This is a genomic window from Legionella bozemanae (assembly GCF_001648595.1).
In the GTDB taxonomy this organism is placed as follows: domain Bacteria; phylum Pseudomonadota; class Gammaproteobacteria; order Legionellales; family Legionellaceae; genus Legionella; species Legionella bozemanae.
Genome location: NZ_LBAW01000007.1, coordinates 59,384 through 79,144, shown reverse-complemented (window position 1 = coordinate 79,144; position 19,761 = coordinate 59,384). Strand labels below are relative to the sequence as shown.

Genomic DNA, 19,761 nt, shown 5'->3' with positions numbered 1-19,761 from the left:
AACAAATAATTAAGCATCAAACAAACGTTCATTAATTAATTTTAATACAATATTAAACACTTGTACAATGGATAATCTGGTTGTATCAATTTGCACTGCATCATCTGCAGGCTTTAATGGCGCATGCGTACGAGCAGTATCCCTTACATCACGTTTAGCCAATTCTTCTACAACCTGCGCGAGGCTAACATTAATTCCTTTTTCTTTCAACTGTAAATAACGTCTATTTGCTCTTTCTTCTTCACTTGCATATAAAAAAACTTTTAAAATTGCATTAGGAAAGACCACAGTCCCCATATCTCGACCATCTGTAACCAAACCAGGAGGTTGGGCAAAATTGCGTTGGCGCTCAAGCAAAGCGTGCCTTACTTCCTGAATGGCCGCGATCTGAGACGCATCCTGACCACATTGTTCGCTTCGAATTTCAGCGCTAATGTCCACTCCATCTAAAATTACTTGTGTTTCATAATCATCAGAGGATGCAAAACGTAAATTGAGTGAGCGCGCAAGTGCAGTTAATTCATGTACTTCATTAAAATCGATTTTGTTTTTCCTAGCTGCATAAGCAAGAACACGGTAAATTGCACCGCTATCAAGCATATTCCATTTAAGATGTTTTGCAAGTAATTGGCATAGCGTTCCTTTACCAGTTCCGCTTGGTCCGTCCAGGGTAATCACGGGTACAGTGTCATTGTACATTATCAACAGTTTCCTCTATGTGTAATTGAAGTTCCTTTGCAGTTTCTACAAACAAAGGAAATGAGGTAGCTACATTGACACAATTTTTTATAGTAACAGGATCACTAGCTACAGCCCCGGCAATTGCAAAAGACATGGCAATACGATGATCGCCTCTGCTCTCAACAATGCCTCCATGTAATGTTCCTCCTTCAATCATTATTCCATCATCTAATGCTTGCGCATGAATGCCTAATTTTTTTAAACCATCAACCATAGCAGCAATTCGATCACTTTCTTTAAAGCGCAACTCGCTTGCACCATGCAGTGTAGTTTTTCCTTGGGCACACGCTGCGGCTATAAAAATAACAGGAAACTCATCAATTGCAAGTGGAACCATATTTGCTTCGATATTAATTCCTTTTAATGGTGCATATTTAATTCGTAAATCAGCGACCCACTCCTCACCCAACTGTCGCTGATCTAAAAGGGTAATATTAGCTCCCATTTCCAGCAAAATATGAATTATCCCTGTACGTGTTGGGTTAATACCTACATTCCGAATGAGAATATCAGAGCCAGGGACAATAGAAGCAGCAACAATAAAAAATGCCGCAGATGAAATATCTCCAGGAATATATATATCAGTGCCTAGGCATTGATTTGCAGAGTTAATAATTAGAGTATTATCCGAGCGATGCACTGGATAAGAAAAGTTTTTGAGCATTAACTCTGTGTGATCACGGCTTACCCCTATTTCCGTAATTCGCGTTTCACCCTCAGCATAAAGTCCTGCTAATAGAATACACGACTTTACCTGAGCACTCGCTTCAGGCATTATATAATGGATCCCTCTAAGATTCTTTCCTCCTTTAATTGTAATAGGAGGCTTACCATCGACAATAGTAATATAGGCACCCATTTCTGTTAATGGTTTACTAACACGCAGCATGGGTCTCTTCAATAAACTCTCATCCCCAGTTAATTGACTGTCAAAAGATTGCGCCGCCAATAATCCGGCTAATAAACGCATGCTGGTCCCAGAGTTTCCACAATCAATAATCTTTTCTGGCTTTTGCAGTCCATGCTTACCAACACCGTAAATTATCACTTGCTGTTCATCAGGCCCTTCTATTGTAACTCCCATTGCTTGAAACGCTTTAAGGGTAGCCATGCAATCATCACCATCGAGAAATCCATTGATAATTGTTGTTCCTTTAGCTATAGAACCAAAAATAATGGAACGATGAGAAATTGACTTATCACCAGGTACTGTAATTTCACCCTTTATTGAATGAACAGGTTTACTTATAAAATTATGTATTCTCACCGACTATGTTCCTTTGCAAATTCAGACATGAATTCAATAAGTGCATCAACCCCTGCCATAGGCATTGCATTATAAAGACTGGCACGAATCCCACCTACGAAACGATGTCCCTTTAAAGCATATAAACCTCTGAGTTGAGCTAAGCGAAGGAATTCATTCTCTAATTTATCGTTTTTGAGTGAAAAACAAACATTAACTATAGAACGTACTTCAGGATTTATATGAGTAGTATAAAAATCAGTATTATCCAAATATTGGTATAATTTGGCAGCTTTCTGGCAATTTACGCGATATATTTCTTCAACTCCACCTTGTGCTTTCATCCAATCAAATATTTTATCAGCCAAATAGCAATTAAAAACTGGCGAAGTAGCGTAAAGCGAATGATGCTCTGCTTGAATTTTATAACTTAGCATGGTTGGCACAGGGGGAATAGGCATTCTTTCTAATAAATCATCCCTAATAATTACTACGGTTAATCCAGCATTAGCTATGTTTTTCTGAGCCCCAGCAAAAATTAAGCCAAAATTTTTGACATCTACAGGCTCGCTAAGCAGAGCTGATGTCATATCAGCGATTAATGTAATTCCCTTGGAGTTAGGAACATAAGGAAAGCGAACTCCATTTATGGTTTCATTTGGGGTATAGTAAACGTAAGATGTATTTTCTTTTATTTTCCAATTTTTCGGATCAGGAATTGTTTTATAGCCATTTTCTTCATCACTGGCAATACAATATGCTTTTTTCAAGTGCTGTGCTTCAGAAAAAGCCATATGTGACCATATCCCTGTAACCAGATATCCTCCCTGCTCTTCTGGATTTAAGAGATTCATTGGGATCATGGCAAATTGGGTGCGGGCTGCTCCTCCCAAAAATAAAACATGGTAATTTTGAGGTATAAAAAGCAATTCTCTTAAAGACTGTTCTGCGTGATTTAATAGAGCTGAAAATTCCGGACTACGATGTCCCACTTCAAGAATAGAAACACCAAGATTTTGCCAATCAAGAAATTCTTCCTGAGCTTCCTTAAGAACAGTCTCAGGAAGCATAGAAGGACCTGCACCAAAATTATAAACTCGAGTTGTCATCACTATTTTCTTCAATTTCAGTTACATTATTGGACTCGTCGGAGTCCTCACTCAAATCATTAGACTCATTAGAGTCCTCGCCCAAATCTTCAATTTTTTGCATCCCAACTACTTTTTCACCTGGGCTGACATTGATCAAGCGAACACCTTGTGTATTTCGACCAATTACAGATAATTCACTGACCTTAAAGCGCACCAACGTACCTTTATCTGTTATTAACATGGCCTCATCTCCATCGGTAACCTGTACTGAGCGAACCACTTTACCATTACGCTCGCTTACCTGAATGGAAATCACACCTTGTCCACCGCGTCCAGAAACCCGATATTCTTGAATTGAAGTACGTTTACCATATCCATTTTCTGTTGCAGTCAATATGGTTCCATCTGAATGAGCCACTACCAGGGAGATCACAGCCTGGCCTTCTTCGATGCGAATGCCTCGCACTCCACGAGCAGTACGCCCCATAGGCCGTACTTTGTTTTCATCAAAGCGAACTACTTTACCTGCATCAGTAAATAACATGATATCCTTACTGCCATCAGTGATATCAACTCCAACTAAACTGTCATCCTCATCCAGATCAACAGCAATAATTCCATTAGATCGAGGCCTGCTAAACGCATTTAAAGGTACTTTCTTAACCGTTCCTTTTTTAGTGGCCATAAATACATAATAACCATCTTGATATTCCCTGACCGGCAACATGGCATTAATTTCCTCGCCTTCAGCAAGCGGCAATATGTTTATAATCGGGCGGCCACGAGAAATACGACTGGCTAAGGGAAGCTCATAAGCTTTTAACCAATAAAGTTTTCCATGGTTAGAGAAGCAAAGCAATGTATCGTGCGTGCTGGCAATAACCAAGCGGGAAACAAAGTCCTCATCTTTAACATTTGTTGCAGATTTACCCTTGCCACCTCTGCGTTGAGCCTGATATGCAGTGAGAGGCTGATATTTCACATACCCTTGATGCGATAGAGTGACCACCACATTCTCTTCAGTAATGAGGTCTTCAATTGTCAAATCTTCTTGTGATGCAGTGATTTCAGTTCGACGTTCGTCACCAAATTGGGTTTTTATTTCAATAAGCTCATCACGGATCACTTGCATGAGTCGTTCTGGAGAAGCTAATATTTCCAACAATTCGCGAATCAATTTTAATAATTCTTCAAACTCACCTAAGATTTTATCCTGCTCCAAAGCAGTTAAGCGATGAAGTCTTAACTCAAGAATGGCTTGAGCCTGAGCTTCTGATAATTTATATCCATCAGCATTTAAACCAAATTCAGGAGCCAAATCATCGGGTCGTGATGCATTAGAACCTGCTTTTTCCAGCATCGCTTTAACCATCCCTGGCTGCCACAATTTGGCAAGTAATGCTTCTTTAGCATCTTGAGGTGTTGGTGATTTTTTAATTAAAGCAATCATTTCATCAATATTAGCTAAAGCAATTCCCAACCCTTCTAATAAATGAGCACGCGCACGCGCTTTTTTCAGATCAAATAAAGTTCTTCTGGTTACAACTTCACGTCGATGCTTAATAAAATATTCAAGAATTTGTTTTAAATTTAATGTGCGCGGTTGACCATCAACTAAAGCAACCATGTTAATTCCAAACACATTTTGCATTTGAGTATGAGCATATAAATTATTTAAAATAACATCCGCCACTTCATTACGCTTTAGTTCGATAACGACACGCATGCCCTGTTTATCAGACTCATCCCTAAGGCCAGAGATACCTTCGAGCTTTTTATCTCGCACCAATTCGGCAATACGTTCAACCAAACGGGCTTTGTTCACTTGGTAAGGAAGCTCCGTGATAATAATCGCTTGCCGCCCTGTATCTTCATCTGTTTCAATTTCTGTTCGCGCTCGAATAATGGCACGTCCTTTTCCAGTACGATAGCCCTGAATAATTCCAGCTCGACCATTAATAATGGCTGCTGTTGGAAAATCTGGACCAGGAATAATTTCCATAATGTCATCCAGACTTAATTCAGGATCATCAACCAGAGCAATACACGCATTGATGACTTCGGTAAGGTTATGTGGGGGGATGTTCGTCGCCATACCTACAGCGATACCAGAAGAGCCGTTAACTAATAAATTAGGTATACGTGAAGGCAAAACTACAGGAGCGAATTCTGTTTCATCATAGTTAGGACTAAAATCAACTGTTTCTTTCTCAAGATCCGCCAATAAAGCATGGGCCACCTTGGACATTCTTACTTCGGTATATCGCATTGCTGCAGGCGCATCACCATCTACAGAACCGAAGTTACCCTGCCCATCTACCAAAAGATAACGCATCGAAAAAGGCTGAGCCATGCGGACTATAGTGTCATAAACTGCTGTATCACCATGTGGGTGGTATTTACCGATTACATCCCCTACGACACGCGCAGATTTTTTATAGGGTTTATTCCAATCGTTGCCTAATTCACTCATCGCATACAACACGCGTCGATGGACCGGTTTCAATCCATCACGAACATCAGGCAAAGCCCTGCCTACAATGACACTCATCGCATAATCTAAATAAGATTGCTTTAACTCATCTTCAATATTAACTGGCAAGACTTCTTTAGCTAGGTAAACCATAGTTTGGACGTATCCTTGACGGTAATTTTTTAATAATAAAGGATACCACACAGACGGATTTAATTAAATCATCTACACTAAAATGTAGCCCAAGCAAAGCACCCCAATGTAAGGAGAAACGATAAAATGCAAGAGAGGTCTGCACCCCTACCTTGACGAGATAAATTTATTGTATTTTACTGTCATTCTTAGAAATTCTAAACCATAATAAAATTGACTGTAAGTGCTCATTTTGTATATAGTGCCACGCACAATTCAAATGAATCCTTTATCAGGAGAAGCAATGACAAAAAAAACAGCTAAACTTAGCCTTGAAGGCCAAGAGCCGCTTGAATTACCCGTATATAAGCCCACATTAGGGAATGATGTGATTGATATCACACAACTGGGTGCGCATGGCGTCTTCACCTTTGACCAAGGCTTTTTATCGACTGCCTCCTGTGAATCAAAAATCACCTATATCGATGGTGATAAGGGCATATTACTTTATCGAGGCTATCCTATTGAGCAATTGGCTGAGAAAAAAGATTTTCTTGATGTAAGTTATCTTTTACTCAATGGCGAATTGCCTAATGCTGAAGAGAAGAAGAAATTTGTTAATTTAATTAACAATCATACTATGGTACATCAGCAAATGTATCAGTTCTTAAATGGTTTCCGTCGTGATGCACATCCAATGGCGATTATGGTCGGCATGGTTGGCGCCCTGTCTGCATTTTATCACGACACTATGGATTTAAATAATGCGGAAGACCGCTTTATTTCTGCGATTCGTATGGTTGCTAAAATGCCTACTTTTGCGGCAATGAGTTATAAATATTCAATAGGGTTACCTTATATTTATCCACAAAATAAAATGTCTTATGCCGAAAATTTCTTGCATATGATGTTTAGCGTTCCTACAGAGGAATCCACTCCTGATCCAGTCCTAGTACGTGCTATGGATACGATTTTCATATTGCATGCGGATCATGAGCAAAATGCTTCTACTTCAACTGTTCGCCTCGCTGGATCAACTGGTGCAAATCCTTTCGCATGCATCTCTGCAGGAATTGGTGCATTATGGGGACCTGCGCATGGGGGTGCAAACGAAGCATGTCTCAATATGCTTAAAGAAATTGGCAGTGTCGATCGTATTCAACATTACATCAAACGAGCAAAAGACAAAGATGATCCATTCCGGTTAATGGGATTTGGACATCGCGTTTATAAGAGTTATGACCCAAGAGCGAAAGTAATGCGCCAAACCTGCTATGATGTATTGGAAGCTGTAGGAGCAAAAGATGCTCCATTATTCAAGCTCGCTATGGAGCTTGAACGCATTGCCCTTGAGGATGATTATTTTATTGAGAAAAAACTTTATCCCAATGTTGATTTCTATTCTGGTCTGACTTTAAGCGCTATAGGAATTCCAACCAATATGTTTACGGTAGTTTTTGCTCTGGCTCGCACTGTTGGCTGGATGAGCCATTGGATGGAGATGGTTGCCACTAAATCAAGAATTGGTAGGCCTCGTCAGCTTTATACGGGTGAAAAAACCAGAGATGTTCCCTAAAATTTAAAATGTAGCCTTGATAATAACACAGCCGCGCTGTCGTTAAGTAAGGGGTTATTCTATGTGCCGCGGCCTGTCCCTGAGAGATCCTTGAAGTTTTTAAACATACTCAACTTTCTACGTCCTGCTCTTTATGCGCGGTACGTAGGGGGTTAAATTTCACGTGGATCGCTCAGGGCTTGTCCGCGGCATCCAGGCATCCTGCTGACAAGCCGCGGGGCATAAGATAAAGTCAAGATCTACAAACCTCATTGAGCTCTGGGTGTGGGGCCAAAGTTCCAATTATCTTGTTCAATAGCTTAATTCTGCCTACTCTTATTCATCATATTTCTCATTAACCTTTATTTTTTGTAATGCCTGCCTCCAGCCACGATAATCCAGTTCCACCTGCTCTAAGGATCTTTGTGGTATAAACGCTTGTTCTACATCCCAAATTGCATGCAGTTCATCCAAAGAGTTAAAGACGCCACACCCCAGAGCTGCTAATATTGCTGCACCTTTAGCTGTTGTTTCAATATTCTTGGGCTTTTGGATCTCTAATTGGCATTGATCAGCTAAAAATTGTAAAAACCATCTATTGACAGCCATTCCACCGTCGACACGTAATAGTGATAAGTCCAACTGGCTATCTTCTCTCATACAAAGACATACTTCTCGAGTTTGATAACAAACACCTTCTAATACCGCCCTGGCAAAATGCGCCCTGTTGCTCGATAAACTTAAACCAACCATGAATGCTCCAGGTGCAGATAACCAATGAGGTGCGCCTAAACCTGTAAATGCTGAAACGAGATAAACCCCCTCATTTCCACTCAATGAATTGGCTAGTGTCTCAGTTTCATCAGCATGAGTAATCAGCTTCATTGAGTCTCTTAACCATTGTACAGCAGTACCAGCATGATAAATACTTCCTTCAAGTCCGTAAGTTGTTTGTCCTTGAATCTTATAAGCAATTGTTGTTAAAAGTTTATGTTGTGATAATACAGGTTTTCCTCCTGTATTTAGTAACAAAAATGCCCCCGTTCCAAAAGTTGCTTTTATCATCCCCATTTTGAAACAGCCTTGACCAATTAATGCCGCTTGCTGATCACCAGCAACTCCTGTAATTGGTAACTCAATACCAAGCCACTGTTTATCAATCATCCCAAAATGACTGTCACTTGCACAAACTTTAGGCAAAACAGATTCAGGGATTTTAAAATAATTAAGTAAATCTAAATCCCATTGTTCTTCTTTGATATTAAACAGCATCGTTCTTGACGCATTGGTCATATCAGTCAAATGCAAATGTTCTGTAGTTAAGCGCCAAATTAGGAAACTATCAATGGTACCAAAAGCTAAGTCCCCCTTATCTGCCAACATTTTTGATTCAGGATTATTTTCTAAAAGCCATTTTAATTTAGTTGCAGAAAAATAAGGATCGGGAATTAAACCTGTTTTCTCTTGAATCATGGCTTCATCAGCAGCCAAAGTATGGCAGTATCCAGCAGTTCTACGATCCTGCCATACAATAGCAGGAGCAAGGCATACGCCAGTTTTTTTATTCCAGATTACAGTAGTTTCTCTTTGATTTGTTAAGCCACAAGATACTATGTGCTCCGCTGGAACTTGAGATACCACATCACGCATTGCGGCTAGGGTTTTTTGCCATATTTCTTCCGGATTATGTTCGACCCAACCCGCTTGAGGATAATACTGGGTGATCGGATATTGACTGGCGGCAACTAATGCACCATGAACAGTGTATACCATGGCTCGTGTGCTGCTCGTTCCTTGATCTAGCGCAAGTAAATAATTCATTGTTGCAGAGTTCCTTGTCCCAACTATTATGTGTATATTGTAAGTGTATACTTTTTTTATGGAGACCAAAATATGAATGCGGTTTTTGATGTTGCAATTATTGGTGGCGGCATCAATGGCTGTGGTTGTGCTGCGGATGCGGCATTGAGAGGATTGTCTGTAGTGCTCTTGGAACAAGATGATTTAGCCTCTAAAACATCTTCAAGCAGTACAAAGCTCATTCATGGAGGGTTAAGATATTTAGAAAATTATGAATTTGGAATGGTTAAAAAAGCAATAACCGAAAGACAAAGACTCTTGGACTTGGCGCCGCATTTAGTTCATCCTCAAGCCATGGTTCTCCCCTATGAAAAGCACATGCGCCCCGCCTGGTTTTTGCGTTTGGGTTTATTTATTTATGATCATTTGAGCAGCAAAAATCGCCTGCCTAAATGCAAAATAATTTATAGAAAAAGTACAAAAAACTATTTTGCTGCCCTAATCAATAAACTGAACATGGGTTTCCTATTCTATGACGCTGTAACAGATGACGCTCGCCTAACCGTTGTTAATGCAATTCAAGCGAAAAATCATGGGGCAAGCATACGAACGCACTCTACAGTAATTCATGCTGAAATTATAAATAATTTATGGCAATTGACCGTACAACCTAAAATAGGTTCAAGCTATACACTCTATGCCAAATCAGTGGTTAATGCAGCAGGTCCATGGGTTAAATCCGTAGAGCAGCTTACTCAAACTCCTGATCGCCAGAAAATTAGTTTAATTAAGGGTAGTCATATTATTGTCCCCCAAATTTATAAGGGCAATCACGCATATTTATTGCAGCATCAGGACAAACGTATCATCTTTGTTATTCCTTATCATGGATTTAGTATGATAGGCACAACCGATATTCCATTAACTGGTAATAATCCCGGGGATGCAAGTATTAGTAATGAAGAAACTCTGTATTTAATTGGGTTAGTTAATTTATATTTTGAATGCAAAATATCTGAAAAAGATATTATCTATGCTTGGAGTGGTGTTAGGGCGTTACTCGCCGATGAAAGCAAGGAAGCAAGGACTTTAAGCCGTGACTATTCCTATAAAGTACATTTTAAACCGGCTCCTATCGTTACAATTTATGGTGGTAAAATAACCACTTACCGCCAATTGGCAGAAGAGGTCATCAATCAGCTTCTACCAACATTCCCACAAATGGGGCCTTCAATTACTCCCTCAACTCCCTTACCCGGAGCTGTTTTTGAAGATATGAATTTTGAGCAATATACGCAATATGCTAAAGAGAAATACAAATGGATGGATAAAGACTTACTGGAGCGCTATTTATATACCTATGGAAGTCGTATGGAAATATTTCTTGCTCCTTGTAATAGCAGGGAATCCCTGGGAAAAAAGTACTGTACCTACCTTTATCAAGTTGAAGTAGATTATTTGATTTTAGAAGAATGGGCACAAAGTTGTGATGATATACTCAAGCGACGAACCAAGCTTGATCTAATCATTGATGAGGTGGGAAAGAATGAGCTTGCAAAGTACTTATCGCAAGTTATTTCTCATCCTTTTCTTGAAGCTCCGCTTTTATTGCACTGACATCAACTGCCACTGCTTGCTCAACCAACTCCTTTAGCGTAGAGGCTGGCATACTGCCAGCATTTGAATAAATTACAATCCCCTCTTTGAAAACCATCAGATGAGGAATGGAGCGTATTTCAAAAAAATCAGATAATTGTTGCTCCGCTTCAATATTTACTTTTGCAAACTTTATATTAGGAAACTGTTCAGCAACTTGCTCATAAACCTTAGAAAATTGTTTACATGGAGCGCACCAGTCAGCCCAAAAATCAATAAATACAATTTCGTTTTCATCAATTAAAGATTGGAACTCAGCATTAGTTATATTGAGGCTGGTCATATTTCTTCCTTAGCTTCGATGGAGTTGACAATTTTTTGAAAGACTTCATCTACATCTCCAGTGCCACAAATACTATGAAATTCAGGAGCACCATGAGTACCACTCTCAGCCCATGATTTATAATAATTGATTAACGGCGCTGTTTGACTGCGATAAACTTCTAAACGCTTTCTTACAGTTTCTTCTTTATCATCTTCGCGTTGAATTAAAGCCTCTCCGGTAACATCATCCACTCCCTCGCGCTTTGGAGGATGGTTTTGAATATGATATACACGACCAGAAGGTTGATGAATACGTCGTCCACTAATTCGTTTGATGATTTCTTCATCATTAACATCAATTTCAATGACATGATCTAAATAGATTTCTGCTTGTTTTAGTGCATTTGCCTGTACAATCGTTCTAGGGAAACCATCAAATAGAAAGCCATTGGCACAGTCACTCTTTTTTAATCGCTCTTTAACTAAGCCAATAATAATATCATCAGGTACCAGACCGCCTGTTTCCATAATCTTTTTGGCACTTAGTCCCAAAGGAGTTCCTTGTGCGATAGCCGCACGCAGCATATCACCTGTGGAGATTTGCGGAATTTGATAGCGTTCTATCAAACGTAAAGCCTGGGTTCCTTTTCCTGCACCCGGCCCACCCAAAAGCATTAATCGCATTAAAAAACTCCTTAGTAATCTATCAGTTTTAATTACTGAATATATTATTACTTATTAAACCATATAAATTCAAATATAACCTAGTTTCCACCCCAATTACTTCCTCATTGCATCTTAAAACCAGGATCGTGATTCAAATATCTTTTTACACGAATTAAGTTGCGCTGCATAAAGTTGTGAACGCGCTTTTACTTTGCGGGCAACAGGTATTAACCATGATTTTCTTAAATAGGTTTTACGCTGATAACCACCTATACCTTCATGGTAGGCCAAATAAAGTGAATAAGCATCCGTACGAGGAATTCTTGCTTTTTTATAAGCTTCATTTGCATACCAACCAATAAAATCCACACCATCACTAAAATCACCACGTGAAGCAAACCATCCTCCACAATTTTGCTTGTAATGACTCCAGGTTCCATCTAACGCTTGGGTGTATCCATAAGCTGAAGAAGGTCTTTTCCAGGGAATGACACAGAAGAGTTTTTTGCGTGCTGGCCGTGCTCTAGCATTAAATTTTGATTCCTGGTGAATAATAGCCATTTGCACTGGAACAGGAACCCTCCATCGACGTTCAACATCCTTAGCATCTTTATACCATTTAGGGTATTGTCTAAATATATTACAAAGGTTATTGACATCCGCAGGAGGATGGACACAAGCAGTAAGGAAAAAAGTAAACAACAAAAAGATTATTCGCAACTTCTTAACATTTTGCAATAGAGCGTCCATGAGCAGCCAAACAATAAAAAGATCATTTTAGCAAATTTGGGCGCTACAATCCACGTATGATGAACTCAAAATAAGCTGTTATTTTAAAAAATAAATTACTATTTCCCTGAATTGCCCCATGTTAAAATATGAATTCATTCATAAAAAATTAAGTTGAGCCAATGACTATTCTTGTATTCGATATAGAAACAATCCCCGATATTGAAGCGGGACGTAATTTATATGATTTGCACGGATTGTCTGATAAGGATACTGCGGAAGCGATGTTTGCTTTACGTCGCGCCAAGGTGGGCCATGATTTTTTACCTCATTACCTGCAAAAAATTTGTGCCATTTCTTTAGTTATGAGCCATGGCTCACAAATAAAAGTTTGGTCTTTAGGTGATGAGGCCTCTGATGAAAAAGAACTAATAACTCGTTTTTTTGCTGGAATTGACAAACATACTCCGACTTTAGTCAGCTGGAATGGCAGTGGCTTTGATTTGCCGGTTTTACACTACCGTTCCCTATTACATGGAATTACAGCACCTACTTATTGGGAAAACGGTGACAATCAACAAAATTTCCGTTGGAACAATTACTTAAGTCGATTTCATTATCGACATCTTGATCTTATGGATGTCATTGCAGGATATCAAAATAAAGCTTTTGCCCCCTTGGATGAAATATCCAGTATGCTTGGATTCCCTGGAAAAATGGGCATGAGTGGCTCCAAAGTCTGGGAGCAGTTTTTATCAGGCCAAATAAAAAGTATTCGTGATTACTGTGAAACAGATGTACTCAATACATACTGTGTTTTCCTACGATTTGAACTGATGCGAGGCATACTGCAATATGATGAATATCACCGTGCCCTGGAATCGCTCAAAATCTATTTAAGTTCCGAGCAGGAGAAAAAACACTTGCAAGAATTTTTGAGTCATATGCCCTAAAACAATCGAAGCCTGGTTTTTGTAGCCTGGGTGCGCTACACTCAGGCTATAATTAAATGTTAAAAGGCCGATGACCGATAAAAGAAGAATCTAACCGCTCTGTATCAATAACAGCAAGGGCATTTTTGTAGTCCTCGCTGTGTAAAAGATCCAGAGTTTTTGCGAAACGCTCTTTCCCCAAGTTTTCATATTCATTCTTACCCACAGATTTGGCTTCATTTGCCAATTGGGTCCATGACCAAAGGGTTATCCACCATTCCACGACAGGTTTATAAGCATTGAACCATGCCAAGACTGACTCTGTAAGTTTTTCTTTCCCAAAATACGCGGTTAAATAAATTAACTCTTGTTCTTTGCTGAGTTTTGCTTCTCTAGCAAAATAAACAAGATCCCACATAAAGTCGTTATTGCTTGAATACTCCCAATCAATTTGATAGAAAACCTCTTGTTTCTTTACCCCTAAAAGCGACATCATGTAGTTCAATGGCGTTGAATCATTATGACATGGACTCATTTCAATTTGATAAGAAGAGAACAAATTTTTCAAATAGGACATCTGTTTCACTACAAAATCCATTTCTTTAGGGAAAACAAAATTTTTTATTTTTAATTGTTCCACTAATCCTTCATTACGTTCAAAAACAGCAATATCGTTATCAAAACGCTCCGAGGTATGTAACTTTTTTGCCATAACGGCTAGTGTTTGTAATATATCAACACGTTGCAATGTTTTTTCATCCAAAATTTGAACATTTTCTATAAACTTAGTTAATTGCAATCCATCGGGCTCAAAATGTTCTATAGGTACATTAAGTCCCAAAACCGATGCCTTACGGGCATTTTCTAATTCATATTTACGCGATACGGAAAATGATGATACTTCTCCTGGAATTCGTAATACCCATCGTTGAGGTCTGTTACGCTCAATAAGAGTTGGACTGACTCCAGGAGATTTTATAAGCCATTTGCTAATATCAGATCCAACTTGGACTCTATATACAGTATTTGTCATTCCTCCTGACATTAATTTTAATCTTAATACATCAAGACCTACCTCAGAAAGCAGTGGAATACGATGAATTGTTGGCAATAAATTCATGTATTTGTGAGTTAATTCGACGAGCTCTTTCCATTTATGATTGACCAGGGATGCCTTGAACTGCGAGGTTGGATCAAGTAAACTAAGGATGTAAATCATTAAATGTTCATTAATTCTGGGTTTGCCGCTATCTTCACCAAAAAAATACCATTTCATAAGATTGTTTCGCAAAATTGAACATCAACAGAGTATATAAAAATTAATCACAGAATTACAGAGAAGTACACTTAAAGAAAAAATGAATCAACAAGAGTTCTGTTATGGCTGAACCCCTTATTCCTATAACAAAAAAACAGGCACTTATATTTACCTGCTTTTTTGTCATGTATGAATTTTTAACTTATATTGCCAACGACATGATCATGCCCGGCATGATTCATGTTGTTCGTTCTTTTAATGCACCAGAATCCGCTGTAGCTACCTCTTTGAGTGTTTATATTCTTGGGGGCGCAAGCCTGCAAATCTTCTTAGGTCCTATATCGGATAGTTATGGACGCAGACCTATGATGCTGCTTGGTGCACTCCTATTTTTTATTTTTACTTTATTTATTGCTTGCTCCAATTCAATGAACCAGTTTTTGATAGCACGGTTTTTTCAAGGCATGGGATTATGTTTTATTGGCGTAATAGGCTATGCAACAATTCAAGAGATTTTTGAAGAAATGGATGCAATTCGCTTAATATCCATTATGGCCAATGTGGCAATTCTTGCCCCATTATTAGGGCCTCTTATAGGAGCCATAGTCATTCATTATACTTCATGGCGTTACATCTTTGTGACTATTGCGCTTGGAGCTCTTGTTGCATTATGGGGATTGTGGCGATACATGCCAGAGCCTATAGGACAAACAAAGAGAAATGGAGAACTAACTCCTAAAACTAAATTCTCGGCACACAAAGTATTTCAAAACTATAAAGATCTTTTTACCAATAAAAAGTTTTGTTTTGGTACTCTAGCTGCCGGAACAGTTGGTATTCCCTGTATTGCCTGGATTGCATTAGCCCCAATCATTTTGATTGTTGAGGCGCGACTTACGGTGATTCAATATGGGCTTTGGCAACTCCCTGTATTTGGTGCAACCATTTTGGGCAATTGGTTTTTACACAAATTAACCTATAAATACAAAATTGAACAAATAGTTTTTTTAGGCTGCTTTATCATGATTATTGGGGCAATTTTAACTTCTTTGCTTCCTTTTCTTTATGGGAATGCCTATTATTATTTGCTGCCTGGAACAATTATTTACTTCTTTGCGCTGAGTGTGATTAATGCACCTTTAAATAGATACTGCCTTTTTGTAACATCCGTAAGCAAAGGCACGGCATCTGCATTGGTTAGTCTAGGCATTATGGTCGTTGGTGCACTAGGAACAGAAATAGCTAATTTATTTTATAAGCAGCACAACAACCTGCATTTTGCGCTTTATTGTAATGCAATCCAATTCCTATTTCTGATATTTATAGGTTTAACGTTTTTACCTAAAAACCCGGTTGCTGATGAAAGCAAAGCGGATACAAGCAGCGCTGTATAACATAGAGTTAGTTTGAGCGAAACTCAGATCGTTATCTCTTGCTGAGTTTCGCCTTTCTACATTAAATTGAGCCTCCTTGGATCTATGAATCAATCATTTGACATGGACACTACTAAATAATTAGCATTAAATGCGTTGAACTTAAATTTATTGTACATCTTATTTAATCTTCTAAAAAATCATTACTGTCGAAATATAATTGGTTTTCAAAAGGAAAAATCATGACTGTTGAACTCATACAAATTGGAAAAAAAGATACGAATAATTATGAGCAATGCTTACAAGATTTTGGATACACTGACTTAGACAAAAATGTAAAAGAAGATGTTATTGCAGTCTGGAAATTTTTCTGCAACGAGGAATTAGTATTACGTGGTTTAAAAAAGTTTGTAACTGCATATTTTTTATTTAACCAAGAAGAAAAAAAATCTTTACGGCAGTTTTTCGATGATTGGGGAAGCAAAAATCATTTTAATACCCCAACCTCTTCCGAGATTAGTGATGAATTTAAAACCAGCCCTGATTTTCAGTATCCCAAACATACCCCAATTTTACATGGTGAATTAACTGCTGATCTGTTTAATAATGTCCTATTAAAAAATGGTTATTTAGCTGCAGATGCGGGAGCAGGCCCAGTACATGGAAAATGGGCGCACACAATTCAATTTTTTCTTTTAGAAGAAGCACGAAAAGAAGGTATTTTGCAATTGCATGCGCAAACTGTTTGCCAATTTATACAAACGATCTCACAAATTAAAGGCATGTTTGAATCATTAAGCTTATGGAATATTCTATTTGACTCTTTTGATGACCATATTTTTACGTCACCTAATAATATTACCAAGCTCTTAACTAGCTCCTGGGATTCTTCAGAGGCGGCTCAATTTCTAGCCGCTAAATTTAATGCTTTTGCAGAAAAATTTGATCGAATTGCAAAAGATGAACAATGCTATGAAGGTTATGCCAAACAAAAATATTTAAGCAGATTAAACGAATCACGCTATATTTTTTATAAAGACAAATGCGCTTTATTATGGTTTGCATCAAAGAATAAAGAAGAAACAGGCCATAACAAAGCTGAGCTGGGACTGGGCGTGCATCCCTTTTAGAAATTTGATATTGCAAGAAGCTCATCCCTCCCTTAATTGAAAAGATGAGCTGAAGAAATGTGCAATTAATGCTTCCGATGTGCTGGATGAGACTCTTTAAGTACGAAACTTGCAATAAGTAAACTGGCTAAAAAACATATTGGCATTACCATTAAGGCAATCTGGTAACTTTCAACACTATATACATGCGCCCCATTCACTACATGCCATAAGTTAGTATGCTGTAATATGTAGCCTACCAACGGCTGAAATAGTGCACCGCCTATCACAACTGAAAGATTATTAAAACCTGAAGCAGTACCAACAAACTCAGGAGGGTTATTTTCTTTGACCACTGCAAAACTTACCGTTTGTCCACCTGCTCCTAAACCCAGCACAAATAGAACAACGGGTGTCCATCCATAAGATAATCCAGGCCAATACAATAGAATCAATGTGGCAAATAAACCTAAAACTGCACTAATAATCAGAGCGATACGTCGACTTTCAATCCTATCACTAAACCATCCCAAGAAAGGGCTTCCCACACCTATTCCAATCCAAATCATACTGCATAATCCTGAAGCAGCCACCACGCTTATTTGGAATTTTTCTTGTAAATACGGAACACCCCAGAGTGCGGCAAAAACTGCTATAGGGGCCCAGATTGTGAACGCATAAGATCCGGTTATCCAGGTATAACTATGTTTGCATACGGCAAGAAGCCGCTTCCACTCATCACGCAGGTAATGTTCAGGAACTGTTTGACTTTTCTGGTGCGGATAATCTCGAATATACATCCAAAAAAATGCTGCTAAAATAAAGCCAATAATCGAAAGAATAAAACTTGCATTACGCCAGCCAACAGCTTGAATTAAATAGGCTAGAGGCATTTCACCAAATATAGCACCAACCGAACTCATCAATTGGGCAACTCCTGCCAAAATGGCGAAATAATACGGAGGAAACCAACGTGCTAAAAGAACCAGAACGCCAATAAATGAAAATGCAGAGCCAATTCCAATAAGGAACCTGCCAATACATGCCGTAAATACACTGTCTGTTGATGCAAAGAAAGCAGACCCTAGAGCACATAGGATAATTGCAAAAGTCATTAGTTTACGCGGACCATAACGATCGTATAAAACACCCGCAGGCAATTGGGTTGGCGCATAGGCATAAAAATAAAAAGCCGATATTACCCCAAATCCTTGCCCCGTAACCCCAAATGTTTTCATCATGGATTCAGCCATAACACTGGGAGCTACTTGTAAAATGAATTCGTATAAATAAAATGATGCTGCGAGAAAAAATATAAAATAAGCAGTTACGAGACTCGTGCTTGTTCCTTGATTTGTGCTTTCTGAATAATGTGCGCTCAATTTAAGGTCACTCCGTTTGAAATTCCACATTTAAGCCTATACGTATTTATTTTGTCAATATGATTTTGGTACATATAAAGCAAATACAGATTTAATATATGTTCAGCGCTTCACTTTCCTTTTAAAAGATACAAAGGCTGATTCCGGACAGTAACTACGTTACTACTTACCCGATCTCCATGATTTTCCTTCAAATCATTTTATAACAGGATAGATCGCACCCAAAATTGCTGGTTGTCGCGCGCCAGTAATAGTACATAAATTTACTGGAATTTGATTTATCGTTTGTTCAGCAAGCCAGGCAAACATCATTGCTTCCAAGTAATCAGGGCTAAGACCCTCTTCGGCAATACTTTTTACCCTGGTTTTAGGCAATAACCGAATCAACAGATGCAATAAAGCTAGATTGTGCGTACCCCCGCCACATACGTACATTGTTTCGACAGGATTTTGTTCATTTAATACTGTATCTGCAATTGTTTTGGCAGTAAATGCAAGCAGCGTCTTTTGTATGTCTACAGATTGATGCTCTTCTGTTAAATGACGTTCTAGCCATAATAAAGAAAAGTATTCTTTTCCTATACTTTTGGGTGACGAAGAAGTAATAAACGAATCAGACATTAGCGTTTCAAGAAGAGGTTCAATAATTTTACCTTGTCGCGCCCATGCTCCATCAGCATCATAAGATTTTCCCTGATGTTTCATGATCCATGCATCCATTAAACAATTTCCAGGGCCTACGTCCCAGCCTTTAACAGGTTCATTTGCTTTAATAAATGTAATATTGGCAATACCGCCTATATTCACTACAGCGACATGATTATTCTTACCAGCAAATAACTTCTGATGATAAAGAGGCGCAAAAGGAGCCCCTTGCCCACCCAGTACTAGATCACGGGTTCGAAAATCAGCAACAACAGTGATACCTGTTAATTCAGCAATAGTGTGAGCGCATCCCAGCTGTAACGTATAGGGGAGAGCAGTCTGAGTATTATGGCATATTGTTTGGCCATGACTCCCTATGGAGCGAATATCACTGGCTGATAATTTTGCTTTCTGTAATAATTCATTGACTGCATAAGCAAATTCTCTGCCAATTAATGTGTTGAGTTGACAAATAGATGCCAAACTTAAATCTGCATCTGAAAGCAAATTTTCCATCCGTCTTTGCACTTCATCACTGTATTTTTTAGTAATTCCATAAAGCAGTGTATTTGTCGATACATCAACAAGAGCAGCATCGATACCATCCATACTTGTTCCAGACATCAAACCAATGTACAAAGTCATTAATTAATCCTCAATTTATCACCAAATATTTTAAAAATAGGCGTGTCGTTTGTAGACCTGGACG

16 protein-coding genes are annotated in these 19,761 nt (G+C 38.6%); 5 read left to right on the top strand and 11 right to left on the bottom strand.

Annotation, left to right across the window (positions count from 1 at the left end):
* Nucleotides 1-9: 9 nt before the first annotated feature.
* The 4 genes from cmk to gyrA are packed head-to-tail and all read right to left on the bottom strand — an operon-like array spanning nucleotide 10 to nucleotide 5,704.
* Nucleotides 10-699, bottom strand: a complete 690-nt coding sequence (cmk, locus tag A8O27_RS08235) for a (d)CMP kinase (protein WP_058459785.1) — start codon at nucleotides 697-699, stop codon at nucleotides 10-12.
* Entirely contained in the window at nucleotides 689-2,008 is a 1,320-nt protein-coding gene (gene aroA / locus A8O27_RS08230) for a 3-phosphoshikimate 1-carboxyvinyltransferase (protein WP_058459784.1), read from the bottom strand. Before aroA ends, cmk begins: the two co-directional genes overlap by 11 nt.
* Nucleotides 2,005-3,096: a 3-phosphoserine/phosphohydroxythreonine transaminase gene (serC, locus tag A8O27_RS08225; protein ID WP_058459783.1), complete on the bottom strand. Its 1,092-nt coding sequence runs from the start codon at nucleotides 3,094-3,096 to the stop codon at nucleotides 2,005-2,007. Before serC ends, aroA begins: the two co-directional genes overlap by 4 nt.
* Nucleotides 3,077-5,704, bottom strand: a complete 2,628-nt coding sequence (gene gyrA / locus A8O27_RS08220; protein WP_058459782.1) for a DNA gyrase subunit A — start codon at nucleotides 5,702-5,704, stop codon at nucleotides 3,077-3,079. The genes serC and gyrA overlap by 20 nt, the downstream gene beginning before the upstream one ends.
* A 283-nt stretch (nucleotides 5,705-5,987) precedes the next feature.
* Here gyrA and gltA point away from each other — a divergent pair, with 283 nt between their 5' ends.
* A complete protein-coding gene (gene gltA, locus A8O27_RS08215) occupies nucleotides 5,988-7,259 on the top strand; it encodes a citrate synthase (protein WP_058459781.1) in 1,272 nt (423 codons plus the stop codon).
* A 315-nt stretch (nucleotides 7,260-7,574) separates the two neighbouring features.
* On the opposite strand, the gene glpK is transcribed toward gltA, so the two are convergent.
* On the bottom strand, nucleotides 7,575-9,059 hold the full coding sequence (glpK, locus tag A8O27_RS08210; RefSeq protein WP_058459780.1) for a glycerol kinase GlpK: 1,485 nt from the start codon (nucleotides 9,057-9,059) through the stop codon (nucleotides 7,575-7,577).
* 72 nt (nucleotides 9,060-9,131) lie between these two features.
* Here glpK and glpD point away from each other — a divergent pair, with 72 nt between their 5' ends.
* Complete coding sequence (gene glpD, locus A8O27_RS08205) at nucleotides 9,132-10,655, top strand: glycerol-3-phosphate dehydrogenase (protein WP_058459779.1); 1,524 nt, start codon at nucleotides 9,132-9,134, stop codon at nucleotides 10,653-10,655.
* Here glpD and A8O27_RS08200 read toward each other — a convergent pair.
* The 3 genes from A8O27_RS08200 to A8O27_RS08190 form a co-directional block, all read right to left on the bottom strand.
* The gene (locus tag A8O27_RS08200; protein WP_058459778.1) at nucleotides 10,612-10,977 is read right to left on the bottom strand and encodes a thioredoxin family protein; all 366 of its coding nucleotides are present in this window, start codon (nucleotides 10,975-10,977) and stop codon (nucleotides 10,612-10,614) included. The two genes, glpD and A8O27_RS08200, sit on opposite strands and share 44 nt — an antisense overlap.
* Nucleotides 10,974-11,642 carry an adenylate kinase gene (gene adk, locus A8O27_RS08195; RefSeq protein WP_058459777.1) on the bottom strand — a complete coding sequence of 223 codons (669 nt, stop codon included), beginning with the start codon at nucleotides 11,640-11,642 and terminating at the stop codon, nucleotides 10,974-10,976. Before adk ends, A8O27_RS08200 begins: the two co-directional genes overlap by 4 nt.
* Before the next feature lie 114 nt (nucleotides 11,643-11,756).
* Nucleotides 11,757-12,374 (bottom strand): transglycosylase SLT domain-containing protein, encoded by a 618-nt coding sequence (locus A8O27_RS08190; protein WP_058459776.1) that lies wholly within the window; start codon nucleotides 12,372-12,374, stop codon nucleotides 11,757-11,759.
* 161 nt (nucleotides 12,375-12,535) lie between these two features.
* Here A8O27_RS08190 and A8O27_RS08185 point away from each other — a divergent pair, with 161 nt between their 5' ends.
* Entirely contained in the window at nucleotides 12,536-13,306 is a 771-nt protein-coding gene (locus A8O27_RS08185; RefSeq protein WP_058459775.1) for a 3'-5' exonuclease, read from the top strand.
* 52 nt (nucleotides 13,307-13,358) lie between these two features.
* Here the strand turns inward: A8O27_RS08185 and A8O27_RS08180 are convergent, their stop codons facing one another.
* Nucleotides 13,359-14,561 carry a phosphotransferase family protein gene (locus A8O27_RS08180; protein ID WP_058459774.1) on the bottom strand — a complete coding sequence of 401 codons (1,203 nt, stop codon included), beginning with the start codon at nucleotides 14,559-14,561 and terminating at the stop codon, nucleotides 13,359-13,361.
* Between the two features lie 104 nt (nucleotides 14,562-14,665).
* Here A8O27_RS08180 and A8O27_RS08175 point away from each other — a divergent pair, with 104 nt between their 5' ends.
* Together A8O27_RS08175 and A8O27_RS08170 are read left to right on the top strand one after the other, a co-directional pair.
* Nucleotides 14,666-15,937 (top strand): MFS transporter, encoded by a 1,272-nt coding sequence (locus A8O27_RS08175; RefSeq protein WP_058459773.1) that lies wholly within the window; start codon nucleotides 14,666-14,668, stop codon nucleotides 15,935-15,937.
* Nucleotides 15,938-16,158: 221 nt separating this feature from the next.
* Nucleotides 16,159-17,046, top strand: coding sequence for a LirA/MavJ family T4SS effector (locus A8O27_RS08170; protein WP_058459772.1), 888 nt, complete (start codon nucleotides 16,159-16,161; stop codon nucleotides 17,044-17,046).
* 65 nt (nucleotides 17,047-17,111) lie between these two features.
* Here the strand turns inward: A8O27_RS08170 and A8O27_RS08165 are convergent, their stop codons facing one another.
* Complete coding sequence (locus tag A8O27_RS08165; protein WP_058459988.1) at nucleotides 17,112-18,407, bottom strand: MFS transporter; 1,296 nt, start codon at nucleotides 18,405-18,407, stop codon at nucleotides 17,112-17,114.
* A gap of 195 nt (nucleotides 18,408-18,602) precedes the next feature.
* Nucleotides 18,603-19,697, bottom strand: coding sequence for an anhydro-N-acetylmuramic acid kinase (locus A8O27_RS08160; RefSeq protein WP_058459771.1), 1,095 nt, complete (start codon nucleotides 19,695-19,697; stop codon nucleotides 18,603-18,605).
* Nucleotides 19,698-19,761 lie beyond the last annotated feature (64 nt).